Below are 13,802 nucleotides of genomic sequence, written 5' to 3'. Positions count from 1 at the left end.
GTCATGACGATGGCGCCAGTGAAGGTCCTCGATCCCGAAGCCGGGTCTCGCTCCGTCGTGGATCGGGCGCTCTCGATTCTCGGCACCTTCCAGGGCCATCGCGCGCGTCAAGCACTGTCGGACATCAGCCGCAACAGTGGCTTGCCGATCGCCACGTGCTATCGCATCGTTCAGCGCCTCACGGAATGGGGCGCGCTCGAGCGTGATGCCGACAGTCGCTACCGAGTCGGCCTCCGGCTGTGGGAAGTCGCGTCCCGTGCACCGCGCTCGGTCGGCCTGCAGCGGTACGCGCGTCCGTACCTTCTCGACCTGTACGAGACGACCGGTTTCGCGACGCACCTCGCTATCCGCGAGGGCACCGAACTGGTTTCGATCGAGCGGTTCCACAACCCCCGCACCACGCCGCGTCGGCCCGTCGTCGGCGACCGCTACGACCTGCACATCACCGCCATCGGGCAGGTGCTGCTCGCCTACGCACCGCGACACATCCGGGAAGAAGTGCTCGCAGGCGAACTGGCCGCGTACACCCCGTACACGTACACGGACCCGGCGGAACTGGAACGGGTGCTCCTTGACATCCAGCGCACCGGCTATGCCGTGAGCGATCGACAGGTCGACCTCGAGAACGTCGCCGTGTCCGCCCCCGTCCGAGGAGTGGACGGCTCGGTCATCGCCTCGGTCTCGCTCTCGTACCCCGTGAACACGGGTGACCTCCGCGGCATGGTGCACCTGATCCGTCTGACAGCGACCTCGATCTCGCGCTCGCTCGCCGCCGCCGGCTTCGGTGATCTTGCGGAATGAGCAGGGTCAGACGAAGCCTTCGGCTCTTCGCGGCGTGTAGGGCGCCTCGAGACGCGCGACTTCGTCAGCGGTGAGGGCGACCTCGAGGGCGCTCACGGCATCGGAGAGGTGGTTCGGTTTCGTCGCTCCGATGATCGGGGCCGAAACGGTCGGCTTCGTGAACTGCCACGCGAGTGCCGCCTGCGCGCGGGTGATGCCGCGCTCGTCGACGATGGCCGCGATGACGTGCGCGATCGCGCGATCGGATGCCTCGTCCTGGAGGTAGAGCTTCGCGCCCGTCTCGTCCGATCCCAGCCGATCGCTCTGCGCACCGTGAGCACGCGAGAGCCGACCACGTGCGAGAGGACTGTACGTGATCACACCGACGCCGCTCGCAGCGCAGAACGGATGCATCTCGCGCTCTTCCTCGCGCATGATGGGATTGTATTGATCCTGCATCGACACGAACGGCGTCCAGCCGTTCTGTCGTGCAGCGTGCTGCATCTGGGCGAACTGCCAGGTCCACATCGACGACGCGCCCAGGTAGCGCACCTTGCCCGCGCGCACGACATCGTGGAGCGCCTCCATGGTCTCCTCGATCGGGACGCGGGAGTCGAACCGGTGAATCTGGTACAGGTCGATGTAGTCCGTACCGAGACGCCTCAGCGACGCGTCGATCTGCGTCATGATCGCCCCGCGTGACAGTCCGCGGTCGTTCGGACCCGAGCCCATCGGCATGGCGATCTTGGTCGCGATCACGACCTGGTCGCGAGTCGTGAACTCGCGCAGTGCCCGTCCGGTGATCTCTTCACTCGAACCGAGCGAGTACACGTTGGCGGTGTCGAACGTCGTGATCCCCGCTTCGACGGCCTCGCGGAAGAACGAGCGGGAATCCTCCTCGGCGAGCGACCAGCCGTGACCGCCACGCCCCGGTTCGCCGTAGCTCATACAACCCAGCACGAGGCGTGAGATGGTCAGGCCGCTCGCACCCAGTCGGGTGTACTCCATTGCGATCTCCTCCTGCGCGCCGCGCGCCGGTCACCGGGTGAATGCCGAAAGACCGGTGATCGCCCGGCCGACGATGAGCGAGTTCATCTCATGCGTGCCCTCATAGGTGTACACCGCTTCAGCATCGGTGAAGTATCGGGCGAGGTCGTGGTCGATGCGGATCCCCTCCGCACCCGCGATCTCCCTGCCGAGTGCGACGGTCTCGCGTACACGATCGGCAGCCCAGGTCTTCGCGAGTGCCGCGACGGACTCGGTGAGTGCGCCTCGGGTCTTCAGGTCGGTCAGTCGTACCGCGAACGCGAGAGTCGCCGTCGCGTTGCCCAGCATGCGCGTGAGCTTCTCCTGAATCAGTTGGAAGCCCGCGATGGGCCGCCCGAACTGATGCCGAGCGAGCGCATAGCGAAGCGCTGCTTCGTAGGCGCCGATCTGCATGCCTGCCGCATTCCAGCCGATCACGTACCGCAGCTGGGCGAGGATTGCGGAAACGTCGCTGAACGAGTTGATCCGCTGCAGCCGATCCGACTCCGGCACCTGCACATCGTCGAGAGTGATGTCACCGTTTCTCACCATGCGCAGCGCGATCTTGCCGCGGATGTCGGTGACGTTCACTCCAGGAGACTCGGTCGGCACGAGGAAGGCCTTCGCCGCGCCGTCAGCGGCGTCCTTCGCCACGACGAGCAGCACATCGGAGAGCGCGGCATTGCCGATCCACCGCTTGCGCCCGGTGAGATGCCAGGTGTCACCGTCTCTCGTCGCCGTAGTCTCCATGCCGTGCGCGACATCGGAGCCGTGATCTGGTTCGGTGAGCGCGAAGCATCCGGTGAGCTCGAACGAGGGGATACGCGGATCGAGACGCGCCACCTGCTCGGCGGATCCGCCCTCGCGCACGACCGTGCGGAACATGCCGACCTGGCCCCCGTACAGCGTGGCTATCGACGCGTCGAATCGTTGGAACTCGAAGTGCTTGAAGCCCACGTATGCCGGACTCAGGCGGCCATCGGCGTCGAGAAGTGCAGGGTCGTCCTCCAGATGCAGCGCGGCGAGTTCGCCCCTGAGGTGCGCAGGGGATTCTCCTGCTTCCCACCAGTCGGCGAGGTGCGGACGCGCGCGCTCCTCGAGGAGGTCGCGCAGCGCCTGGAGTTTCGTGCGCTCGGACGACGTCAGCAGTTCGTCGACGTAACCGAGCAGGTCCGTCGGCGGGGCGACGGACATCAGCGCAGACCGAGGAGACGCACGGCGTTGTCCTTGACGATGGCCTGGACGGCGGCGTCCGGGAACTCCAGCTTCGCGAAATCGTCGAGCCAGCGGTCGGGCGTCAGCGCGGGGAGATCCGAGCCGAACAGGGTCTTCGCGTTGAGGTAGGTGCGCGCGGCGCGCACGAGGGACGGCGCGAAGTACTTCGCGGACCAGCCCGAGAGCTCGATCCACACGTTGCCTTTATGCGTCGCCACGGAGAGCTGCTCATCCTGCCAGGGAACACTCGGGTGAGCCATGACGATCTGCATCTCGGGATGCCGCGCGGCAAGGTCATCGAGCAGCATCGGATTCGACAGGCCGAGCCGGAAGCCCCACCCGCCGGGCAGCTGGGCACCGGCACCGGTCTGCCCTGTGTGCACGATGATCGGCAGGCCCAGTTCCTCGATGGCGCCGAACAGCGGTGTGTACGCGGGGTCGGACGGATCGAACGCCTGCACGGTCGGGTGGAACTTGAAACCCCGCACCCCGATCGCCGCCTGACGGCGTGCCTCCTCCACAGCGGCTTCACCCTGCAGCGGGTCGACGCTGCCGAACGGGATGAGTACGTCGGAGTTGCGCGCGGCACCCTCCACGATCTCGTCGACGCTGTTCGGGGCATGGCCGAGGTTCGTCGTCGCATCGACCGTGAACACCACCGCACCCATTCGCCGCTCACGGTAGTACGCCGCTGTGGCATCGACATCGCGCGGCTTCTCGGTGCTCTTGAAGTACTTCGCGAGCGCCTCGGTGAGCGCGGGAGGCGATGCCGTACGGCCGGTGGAGTCGACGGAGACATGCACGTGCACATCGATCGCCGTCAGCGTGTCCGGATCGAATCCGGGGATCGGGCTCATGCGCCCAGCTCCTGCAGTTCACGCATCGCGTCCTCCTTCACTCGGGCGAGTTCCACCTTGCCCGTGAGCGATCGGTCGAGGCTCGCGCGCACGAACAGGTGCCGCGGCTTCTTGAAGCCGGCGAGACGCTCGCCGACGAACTCGAGCAGATCGACGGGCTCGATCTCGGCTCCCTCGGCGGGCGAGACCATGGCGCTCACGGCTTCGCCGAAACGCGGATGCGGCAGCCCGAAGACGATCGCGTCGCCGACACTCGGATGGTCGAGCAGCACCTGCTCGACCTCGGTGGGGAAGACCTTCTCCCCGCCCGTGTTCACGACGGCGGAGAGGCGTCCGAGGAGATCGATCGTTCCGTCGCCGTTCGAGCGCGCCCAGTCTCCGGGAACGACGTAGCGGTGGCCGCGGATCTGCAGGAACGTCTTCGCGGTCTTGACCGGGTCGCCGTAGTACCCCTTCGGCAGCACTCCTCGAAAACCGAGGATGCCGAGCGCCCCGGCCTCGAGCGGGACTTCGTTGTACTCCTCGTCGAGCAGCACTGCGCCAGGGGTGAGCGCGAGACGCGCCGGCAGGTCATCGACGCTCTTCGTGATGCCGAACGCGAACGGGCCGCCTTCGCTCGACGCGAGCAGATCGATGATCTCGAGGTCACCCAAGGAGTGCAGGCGGTGCTTCACGTCGTCGCTGAACCGCATGCCTGACGAGAAGATCCACCGAACGTGCGGGAGCCCGCCGTTCAGCTCCGCGATCTCGGAGAGCGGCAGCGCGAGCGCGTCACCCGCGACGATGAGCCGTGTCGCACGGTGCTCGCTCATGAGGCGATAGGCCTCGGCGACGTCCATGCTCGGTCGGGCATGCAGCACGACCGTGCCGCCCAGCGAGAGGGATCCCATCGTCATCGATTGCGCGGTGCCATGCAGCATCGGGCTCATCGGCAGGGTCACGACCTTCGGAGTTCCTGGATCGGCCGCGATGGCGATCGCGTCGTCGAGAGTCTTCGGTGGCTCGATCCCGATGACGCCCCAGGTGGACTGCCGCCGGGCGTCCAGCAGGGTGTCGAGATCCCACACCACCGCCTTCGGGGCGCCCGTCGTCCCGCCGGTGTACAGCCGCAGGTCGGCGCCGGCAGGAGCCTCGGCCGGCATGGAGCCTCCACGCGCGACGATGTCTTCGTAACGCACGGCGCCGGGTATCGCAGCGTCGCCGTCATCCATGACGACGACGATCGGGATGCCGAGCCCGGCAGCCGCCTCGACCGCGATGGCGGCGAACGATGCCGGAGCCACGAGCACCTTCGAGTCGGAGTCGATGAGGAGGGCACGCACCTCGCTCGCCGTGTAGCGGTAGTTCAACGCGACTGGAGCGACGCCGGTGGCCAGGCACGCCCAGGTGAACGTCAGGAACTCAGGGCGGTTGTAGAGAAGAGTCGCCGCGGCGTCACCCGTCTGCAGACCGCACTCCTCGATGAGGTAGCGGGCGAGCGCGCCGGATTCGGCGCTGAACTGCGACCACGTCATCTCACTGTCGCGAGTGATGATCGCGGTGCGCTCAGGCACTTCGCGTGCGATGCCCTGCCAGAGGTCCGAGTAGTGGATGCGGGTCACTGGACTGCCTCCGTACGCGATCGCGGGCCGGATGGCTGCGCTTGCGCGGCGAAGCGCTCGCGCCACGCGCTGTCGATGCCGGCGGCGCTCCACCCGCCGTCGGAATACTCTTCGTCGAGCACACTGGGGTGCGAGTACAGCGAGATCCTGTCCCCGCCGATGCCGATCGCCTGTCCGGTCACCGACTGCGACCTGTCCGAGGCGAGCCAGACGATGAGCGGTGCGACATCCTCTGGACTGCCCAGCCCCTTCTCCCGTCGGATCTCTCTCGGAATCGGCTCACCCGCGAGGTAGCGCTCGTACAATTCGGCATACGCGGGGATCGTGCCGGTCATCGGCGACATGGCGATCGGGATGACGGCGTTGGCTGTGATGTCAGCGCGGGCGAGCTCGAGCGACCAGGTCCGTGCCATCGCCACCAGCCCCGACTTCACTGCCGCGTAGTTGGTCTGACCGAACGAGCCGAGTTGCCCGGCCGGCGAGCCGATCACGATCAGACGCCCTCCCTCGCCCTGTTCGCGCATCCGGATGGCAGCGGCACGACCGGTGGTGAAGGTGCCACGCAGGTGGGTCGCGACCACCGCGTCGAAGTCATCGTCGGACATCTTCCACAGCACACGATCGCGCAGCACGCCCGCGTTGGCGACGAGCACATCCAGCCGGCCGAACGCCGTGACGGCGTCCTCCACCAACTGCTCGGCGGTCTCGGCCGGCCCGACGGGTCCGACCGACACGACCGCGGTACCGCCGCGCTCCTTGATCTCGGCCACGGCTTCCGCCGCGGAAGCGGCGTCGACGTCATTGACGACCACGGCGGCGCCCGCGTCGGCGAGAGCTGTCGCGTAGGCGCGCCCGAGGCTCCGACCCGCACCCGTCACGATCGCGACCCGGCCGTCGAGCCGGATGTCGGCGGCGGCGTTCACGCGGCTCATCGGTAGTGCCTGAGCACGAGTTCGGCGACCACTGCCGGTTTGGTCGCGCCCTCCACCTCGAAAGTGAGGGCGAGAGTCACCTGCCAGCCCCCCGGCACCTCTTCGACCTGCGCGACCGTGCCGCGCACACGGATGTTCGCGCCCGACGGTACGGCGGTGGGGAATCGGATCTTGTTGAAGCCGTAGACGATGCCGGTCGTCGTTCCGGTGACCCGGTAGATCTCCCGCAGGTGCGGAACCACCATCGTCAGAGTCAGCATCCCGTGAGCGATGCGTCCACCGAACTGCGACCTCGCAGCGACTTCAGCATCGACGTGGATGGGGTTGTCGTCGCCGGACAGCTGCGCATAGACATCGATGTCCTCCTGCGGGATGGCGCGCCATGTCGAGGGACCGAACTCGCGACCGGTGATGTCGCCGACCTCATCGATCGTGGTGAACACGCGCGTCGTCTCTGCCGCCGTGGAGGAGTTGTCTGTCATTTCCGGCTTCCTTACCTGAGGGTGCTCTGGCCATCCTGCCGTGTCGGAGACGTCGCGACACGAAGCTTTTCGCCCAGTGAAACCGGGACGGACGGCCCGACCGGGCGTATGCGAGATTGCTTGCACCTCGCAGGGTGGGTCCCCGCGAATACGAAGGAGTTGCACGCATGTCTGTCACGGTGTCCAGCACGCACGAAGTCGATTCGGACGAGATCCGCAAGGCGCTCGACTACTACTGGGAGAACGAGTGGACCGATGGGCTGCCCGTCGTGCCCGTGACGGAGTCCTATCTCGCGGAGTTCCTCGCAACCGTCACTCGCGACCCGAACGAGGTGCTGTTCACCGTCGCACACCTCAACCGCAGCATCACCGTGCGCCTCGCCGCACTCAACGCTGCGCTCGCCGGATGCAGACCGGAGTACTTTCCCGTCGTGGTCGCCGCGTGGGAGTCCGTCGCGAAAGAGCCGCACCCCGCGCGCGGCATCTGGCAGTCGACGACCGGTACAGCACCGTTCCTCGTCGTCAACGGTCCTGTCCGAGGCGAACTGGACATCAACAGCCGCGGCAACATCTTCGGCTCGGGTTTCCGATCGAACGCCACGATCGGGCGAGCCGTCCGCCTCGGCCTCATCAACGTGTTCGGTCTCAACCCGCACGGACTCGACCAGGCCACGCAGGGCAACCCCTCCAAGTACACCGCGGTCGTAGGCGAGAACGAAGAGCAGAGCCCATGGCCGTCCTTCGCCGTCGAGCATGGATTCGGCGCCGATGACAACGTTGCGACGATGTTCGTCATCCGCTCAGTCGTTCACATCGAGGCACGTCACACGATGATTCCCGAGCAACTCGCCCTCGACTTCGTCGACACGATCTGTCGTACCGGCGCACTCATCCACGAGTACACGTCGACGTTGCTCGTGCTCGTGCCCGAGCACGCGGCGATGTTCGCGAACGCCGGTTGGAGCAAGGACGATCTGCGTGCATACATCTTCGAGAACGCCGTCCGCGATCGCGAAGACCTGGCGCGGGTGGGCAAAGAAGCACTGTCCAACAAGACTCGTTGGCGCCTGCCTGCCGACCACCCCGACTCGACATCGGACACGGCGAGCGGCACAGACACCCCGGATCGGGTGCGGTTGCTCAGCCATCCCACGAACGTGCAGATCATCGTCGCGGGTGCCGACAACGCCGGAGTCTCGGCCGTCGTCGAGGTGTTCACGCTCAACCCGCCTCGTGCGATCCCGTTCTCATCCACCAAGATCGAGGCGTAGCAGGCCCGCGACACGACTCGAGGAGTGGCGATGAAGCTCACTGAAGAGGAGAGCTCGATGCGCGATGGCGCAGAGGGCGACGCGGTCGCGGCCGCGATGGACCTGCTCATCCGCTATGGCGACGCACTCGGAGCAGAGCGCCTCGTGAACACGCGCAATGTCGCGGGAACGATGACGCAGCCTTCGCCGGCGAAGGCTCAGCTGGTGCGCGAGAAGGGCTGGGCCAAGGCCTATGCCGTCATCAATCTCGACAGCGACGATGACTTCGAGATCCCGCGCATGAAAGTGCCCACGTGCCAGCTGCAGCACGGGTTCGCGGAAGACGCGGACGGGCTGACGAGCTATCCGAAGCAGTCGATCGAACTGCAGACCGACGCGGAGTCCTACTATTCGGAGCGCGGGGTCAACGTCCTGGCCACGTGCACTCCCTACCAGGTGGGCAATCTCCCGGTGCGCGGCGAACACGTCGCGTGGATGGAGTCCTCGGCCGTCGTCTACGCCAACTCGGTTCTCGGTGCGCGGACCAACTGCGAAGGCGGCGCGTCCACGGGGGCCGCTGCGCTCACGGGCAAGATCCCGTACTGGGGGAATCACCTCACCGAGAACCGGTATGCGACTCACCTTCTCCAGGCCGACACGAGCATAGACACCTTCCAGGAGTGGGGTCTGCTGGGCTACTACGTCGGTGAAGTCGTGCAAGAAGCTCGGCCGGCGATCGTCGGCTCACTGGCTCAGCCCGACCTCGCCGACCTCAAGCACTTCGGAGCCGCGACCGCGACATCCGGCGGAGTCGAGATCTACCACATCCCGGGAATCACTCCTGAAGCTCCCACGCTCGAGGCCGCGTTCGGTGGAGGCACGGTTCCGGAGGCGATCCGCTACGGCGATGCCGAGCGACGCTGGGCGTACGAGACTCTGAACGCCCAGGGTGACAGCGATGACGTGGACTTCATCCTGCTCGGCTGCCCGCACGCCTCGCTCGACCAGATCGCGCAGGTCGCCCATCTGCTCGAGGGACGGCGTCTTCACGAAGGCACCGAGCTCTGGGTCATGACTCCGCGGGCTCTTCGCACGATGGCGGACCGCAATGGATACACGCAGACGATCACACGCGCCGGCGGCAAGGTCCTGACCGACTCGTGCCCGGCGATGTCGCGTGCGGCACCTCCCGGCACCCGCGTGTTCGCGACCGACTCAGCAAAGCAAGCGCACTACCTGCCGGCGATCCTCGGAATCGAGGCGTGGTTCGGCACGCTCGACGAGTGCGTGGATGCAGCTGTCACCGGCCGGTGGCGCGGGGAGCTCGCGTGACGGTGGAGCTGCGCGGCCGCGGAATCGTGCCCGGTGTCGTCGAGGCGGAAGCGCTCGTCACACACGACCCGATCTCGGGATTCGGTGGGATCGATGTCGCGACCGGCACCGTGATCGAGCCGCGGCATGAGCTGTTCGGCGTGTGCTTCACCGGCAAGGTCCTGGTGTTCCCTGGAGCGAAAGGCTCGTCGGGTTGGTCGGGCTTCTTCCAGTCGACACGCCTCATGGGCACCGCCCCTGCCGCGATGGTCTTCAACGTCATCACGACCAAAGCCGTGCTGGGGGCGATAGTCACGCGAGTCCCCACTGTCGTGGAGGCCGCCCCGAATCCGCTCGACGTGATTCGCACCGGGGATCTGCTGCGTGTCGACGGGAACAGCGGCGTCATAACAGTGCTTCAATGATTTGCGCGGTCATCAGTTTCGCCGACTGATTTCATCCAGTAAAAAGACCTGTTTCCTTCGCGAATCATGGTCGGCAGACTGATCCAACCGACCGCAGAGTTGCGGACAGGACGATCCGACACAGGAGTCGAAAATGCCCATAGCAGCGCAGAAACACAGCCCCTGGTCTTCCCGCTCGCGCCTTCGCGCTGCGACCGCCGTGCTCATCGCGGCATCGCTTGCGCTCGCTGGCTGCGCAGGTGCAGACAGCGGCACTTCCGCAGCCGGCGACGAGGACACGCCGGCCGATCTCGACAAGATCGTCGTGGTCTCGTTCCTCCCGCTCCAGTCGTTCACCTTCACACCCGAGATGTACGCGTACTCGGCAGGAATCTTCGAGAAGCACGGTCTCGACGTGCAACTGCAGCCGGTGCAGGGCACTTCTGCGGCCATCCAGACCCTGCTGGGCGGCGCCACGCCGATCACCCGGGTCAGCACTGTCGACGTCATGCCGGGGATGGAATCCGGTCAGCCCATCGTCGGCATCGGCACCATGGCCTACCGCAGCAATCTGCGCGTCATCTCGACCAAGGAGAACCCGATCGAGTCCGCAGCGGACATGGAGGGCAAGGTGATCGGCCTCGGTTCCGTCGGCGGCACGAGCGAGAAGATGCTCAACTTCGCCCTCGACGACGCGGATGTGCCGCGCGATTCCGTGACCCGTCAGGCAGTGCCGGTGACATCAGCCACCTACGAGCTGGTGAAGCAGGGCCAGCTCGACGGCTACGTCGTCAGCCTCGACACATCGATCGGCATCGTCGAGCAGAACGAGGATGCCGTGTCGAGCCCCGCGGGTCTGGTCGATGCTCCGGAGCGTCAGGTCTGGATCACGACGAAGTCGAACCTCGAGGACCCCGACCAGGTCGAGGACATCGAACGCTTCCTCGCTGCGATCAAGGAAGCGACCCAGGAGCTCATCGATGATCGGGAGAACGACTTCGCGAACGTCCTGACCACGCTGCGCGACAGCGGCGACTGGGACTTCGCAGCCTTGAAGGACGATGCCATCGCGGTTCAGGCCCTCGAGACGTACACGACCGAGACATGGATCGATTCGACAGAAGCCGTCGGCCTGCTCGAGAACGATGACGACTACTGGACCGAGATCTACGACGCGTACGTCAAGGGTGATCTGCTCGAAGGCGGCGGTGATCCGTCGGCCTGGATCACGAGCGACCTGCTTCCGACCGACTGACCTCGTACCCATCCCCCGGGTGTGGCCCCGCGCATGCAGCGGGGCCACACCCTCTCCCTGACACCGAGAGGCGACGATGCCCACCATGAGCACCCAGACTCCGACACCACCCGCACCCATCACGGGCGCGACGGACGCCGTTCCCCGACTGAACATCCAGGGCCTCGGACGCGACTTCATCACCCGGTCCGGCACCACCCACGCCGTCTCGGGCGTCGACCTGAGCATCCAGCGCGGTGAGTTCGTCGCACTGATCGGAAGGTCGGGATGCGGCAAGACGACGCTGCTGCGGATGATCGGCGGCCTGCTCGCTCCCACTTCTGGAACGATCGAGGTCGACGGCAACAACCTGTGGCGGGGCACGACGGTCGACGAGTCGGCCATCACGAAGCTCGGCTTCGTCTTCCAGGAGAGCAACCTGTTCCCCTGGCTCTCGGTGCTCGACAACATCGCTCTCCCTATGAAGCTGCGCGGCGCAAGCAAGCGAGATCGTCGGGCGCGGGCCTCCGAACTCGCAGACCTCGTCGGTCTCGGCGGTTTCGAGAAGTCGTACCCCCGCGAGCTCTCCGGCGGGATGCGCCAGCGCGCGGCGATCGCGCGCTCGCTCTCGACCGAGCCGGACCTGCTCCTGATGGACGAGCCGTTCGGCGCACTGGATGCTCTCACCCGCGAGCGGATGAACCTCGAGCTGCAGCGCATCGTCCTCGAGACGACGTCGACGGTCGTCTTCGTCACCCATGACATACCCGAGGCCGTGTTCCTCGCCGACCGCGTCGTGCACATGACGCCACGACCTGGCCGAGTACGCCAGGTCCTACCCGTCGTGGAGCCGAAACCGCGCACGGTCAACTCCATGACGACGCCGGAGTTCAACGACATCGTGCGGAACCTCCGCCACGACATTGACGAGGAGAACTGATGAGCCGCCAGAAGGTCATGCGTGTCCTGCCCTGGGTCGTGACGCCCGTGCTCGTCGTGGCGATCGTCGTCATCTGGCAGCTCGTCGTCTCCATCGGACAGGTGAACCCGTTCCTGTTCCCGCCTCCGGGAGCGGTGGGCGAGAAGTTCATGGGGCTGTTCGTCGCACCCGACATCTGGTCCCACACCCTCACCACGCTCTCCGAGATCCTGATCGGCTTCGCGATCGCCGTGGTGACCGGCGTCGTCGTCGGCGTCCTGCTCGGCAAGCTGCCATGGCTCGAAGCGAGTGTGCGCCCTCTCATCGTGATCACTCAGGTGGCGCCGAAAGTCGCGTTCATCCCGCTGTTCGTGATCTGGTTCGGCTTCGGCATAACGTCGAAGATCTGGCTCTCTGCACTGCTGGCGTTCTTCCCCATCATGCTCAACATGCTCCTGGGCGTGCGTTCGGTCGAACAGGGACAGCGCGAGGTGATGAAGAGCCTGAACGCGACGCGGTGGCAGACCCTTCTCCAGCTCGAGATGCGCAGCGTTCAGCCCTACCTGTTCGCCGGCATGGAGGTCGGCATCGTGCTGGCGACGACGGGTGCGATCGTCGGCGAGTACATCGCGGGCAGCCAGGGTCTCGGGTTCCTCGTCGTGTCGAGCATGAACCAACTCGACGCGGCACTCACCTTCGCGCTCATCCTCTGGCTGTCGCTCCTCGGTCTCGTCCTCTACCTCGTCGTCAACGAGTTGAAGCGGTTCTTCATCCCGTGGCACGAGTCCGTCTACGGACTGCGCGAAACGATGGCGTGATCGGACCTCGGACAGACATTCGGAGGCCCGTTCATGAGTGAGCCTCCCTCGTCAGGTCGCGCGTCCTCGCGTCGCGCGGGTTGGGAACCGCATATCTCTAGAATGGTCCTGTTGGACGCAGAGCGTCCGACAGGAAACGGGTGGGATATGCCGGACGACAGGTCGCGCGATCGGATTCAGAGCATCGAACGCGGTGTGGAGGTGCTGCGCGCTTTCAACGATCGGCACGGGTCGTTGAGCGTCGCCGAGATCGCGGCGCGGGTGGATCTCGCGCGCCCGGTGGTGCGCCGCATCATGCTGACGTTCGCTCACCTCGGCTACGCGGAGTCGGCAGGCGGGCTGTGGAGCCTGACTCCTCGCATCCTGGAGCTCGGCTCCGGCTATTTCGCGTCGTCATCGTTGCCCGAGATCTCTTACGGCTACATGCTCGACGTCGTCAAGCGCACCGGGGAGACGTGCAGCATCGGCGTGCTCGACGGAGCGGATGTCATCCACATCGCGCGCGTCGAAGACCGGCGCCCCCTACCCGATTCGGTGCGTATCGGTCAGCGCCTTCCTGCGCATGCGACGGCGATCGGGAAGGTGCTTCTCGCTCAGCTGTCGGACACCGAGCTCGATGCGCTGCTCAGCGAGCACACGTTCGAGACGCTCACGCCCGCGACAGTGACGGATGTGCCAGGGCTGCGGGCGCGCACAGACGTCGTGCGCGCCCGCGGATACGACATCTCGATCGAAGAGCTGCTCCCGGGCAGGGTCGCCGTCGCAGTGCCGATCGTCGTCGACGACCGTGCTGTCGGCGGACTCGGCGTGTCGTCGACGACCGTGCGCGAGACCACCGAAAGCCTGCGCGACGTCGTCTTGCCGCTGCTGCTCTCAGCGGCCACCGAGATCGCGAGCGCCTACCGCAACGCCAACCCGCAGCTGTTCCGCGCGCGCGAAAGGTGAAGCCACCGCCCCGGCGCCAGGGCCGGGA

Annotated in this window: 14 protein-coding genes; 8 read left to right on the top strand and 6 right to left on the bottom strand. The window is 66.2% G+C overall.

What is annotated here, in order from left to right; genetic code table 11:
* Positions 1-3: 3 nt before the first annotated feature.
* Positions 4-801: an IclR family transcriptional regulator gene (locus tag ACYVG2_RS08405; RefSeq protein ID WP_460780547.1), complete on the top strand. Its 798-nt coding sequence runs from the start codon at positions 4-6 to the stop codon at positions 799-801.
* Positions 802-807: 6 nt separating this feature from the next.
* Here ACYVG2_RS08405 and ACYVG2_RS08400 read toward each other — a convergent pair whose 3' ends face one another.
* Genes ACYVG2_RS08400 through ACYVG2_RS08375 form a run of 6 tightly spaced genes read right to left on the bottom strand, consistent with a single transcriptional unit; the run spans position 808 to position 6,893 of the window.
* Positions 808-1,788: an aldo/keto reductase gene (locus tag ACYVG2_RS08400; RefSeq protein ID WP_460780546.1), complete on the bottom strand. Its 981-nt coding sequence runs from the start codon at positions 1,786-1,788 to the stop codon at positions 808-810.
* A gap of 30 nt (positions 1,789-1,818) precedes the next feature.
* Complete coding sequence (locus tag ACYVG2_RS08395) at positions 1,819-3,000, bottom strand: acyl-CoA dehydrogenase family protein (protein WP_460780545.1); 1,182 nt, start codon at positions 2,998-3,000, stop codon at positions 1,819-1,821.
* Positions 3,000-3,878, bottom strand: coding sequence for an amidohydrolase family protein (locus ACYVG2_RS08390; protein WP_460780544.1), 879 nt, complete (start codon positions 3,876-3,878; stop codon positions 3,000-3,002). The genes ACYVG2_RS08395 and ACYVG2_RS08390 overlap by 1 nt, the downstream gene beginning before the upstream one ends.
* Positions 3,875-5,479: an AMP-binding protein gene (locus ACYVG2_RS08385; RefSeq protein ID WP_460780543.1), complete on the bottom strand. Its 1,605-nt coding sequence runs from the start codon at positions 5,477-5,479 to the stop codon at positions 3,875-3,877. The genes ACYVG2_RS08390 and ACYVG2_RS08385 overlap by 4 nt, the downstream gene beginning before the upstream one ends.
* Positions 5,476-6,411 carry an SDR family oxidoreductase gene (locus ACYVG2_RS08380; protein ID WP_460780541.1) on the bottom strand — a complete coding sequence of 312 codons (936 nt, stop codon included), beginning with the start codon at positions 6,409-6,411 and terminating at the stop codon, positions 5,476-5,478. Before ACYVG2_RS08380 ends, ACYVG2_RS08385 begins: the two co-directional genes overlap by 4 nt.
* A complete protein-coding gene (locus ACYVG2_RS08375) occupies positions 6,408-6,893 on the bottom strand; it encodes a MaoC family dehydratase (RefSeq protein WP_448966497.1) in 486 nt (161 codons plus the stop codon). Before ACYVG2_RS08375 ends, ACYVG2_RS08380 begins: the two co-directional genes overlap by 4 nt.
* Positions 6,894-7,060: 167 nt before the next feature.
* Between ACYVG2_RS08375 and ACYVG2_RS08370 the strand changes: the two genes are divergently transcribed.
* From ACYVG2_RS08370 to ACYVG2_RS08340, 7 genes are all read left to right on the top strand, one after another.
* Positions 7,061-8,164 (top strand): hypothetical protein, encoded by a 1,104-nt coding sequence (locus ACYVG2_RS08370; protein ID WP_460780540.1) that lies wholly within the window; start codon positions 7,061-7,063, stop codon positions 8,162-8,164.
* Between the two features lie 30 nt (positions 8,165-8,194).
* Positions 8,195-9,475 (top strand): aconitase X, encoded by a 1,281-nt coding sequence (locus ACYVG2_RS08365; protein WP_448966499.1) that lies wholly within the window; start codon positions 8,195-8,197, stop codon positions 9,473-9,475.
* Positions 9,472-9,879: an aconitase X swivel domain-containing protein gene (locus ACYVG2_RS08360; protein WP_448966500.1), complete on the top strand. Its 408-nt coding sequence runs from the start codon at positions 9,472-9,474 to the stop codon at positions 9,877-9,879. Before ACYVG2_RS08365 ends, ACYVG2_RS08360 begins: the two co-directional genes overlap by 4 nt.
* 133 nt (positions 9,880-10,012) lie before the next feature.
* Positions 10,013-11,113 carry an ABC transporter substrate-binding protein gene (locus ACYVG2_RS08355; protein WP_448966501.1) on the top strand — a complete coding sequence of 367 codons (1,101 nt, stop codon included), beginning with the start codon at positions 10,013-10,015 and terminating at the stop codon, positions 11,111-11,113.
* Positions 11,114-11,198: 85 nt separating this feature from the next.
* Entirely contained in the window at positions 11,199-12,032 is an 834-nt protein-coding gene (locus tag ACYVG2_RS08350; RefSeq protein ID WP_460780539.1) for an ABC transporter ATP-binding protein, read from the top strand.
* Positions 12,032-12,829, top strand: a complete 798-nt coding sequence (locus ACYVG2_RS08345) for an ABC transporter permease (protein WP_448966503.1) — start codon at positions 12,032-12,034, stop codon at positions 12,827-12,829. The genes ACYVG2_RS08350 and ACYVG2_RS08345 overlap by 1 nt, the downstream gene beginning before the upstream one ends.
* A gap of 111 nt (positions 12,830-12,940) precedes the next feature.
* Positions 12,941-13,774 carry an IclR family transcriptional regulator domain-containing protein gene (locus tag ACYVG2_RS08340; RefSeq protein WP_460780538.1) on the top strand — a complete coding sequence of 278 codons (834 nt, stop codon included), beginning with the start codon at positions 12,941-12,943 and terminating at the stop codon, positions 13,772-13,774.
* Positions 13,775-13,802: the final 28 nt, after the last annotated feature.

The sequence above is a fragment of the Microbacterium shaanxiense genome, from assembly GCF_054779995.1.
Note: the sequence above shows the minus strand (reverse complement) of the source record. Positions and strands in the feature narration are given on the sequence as shown.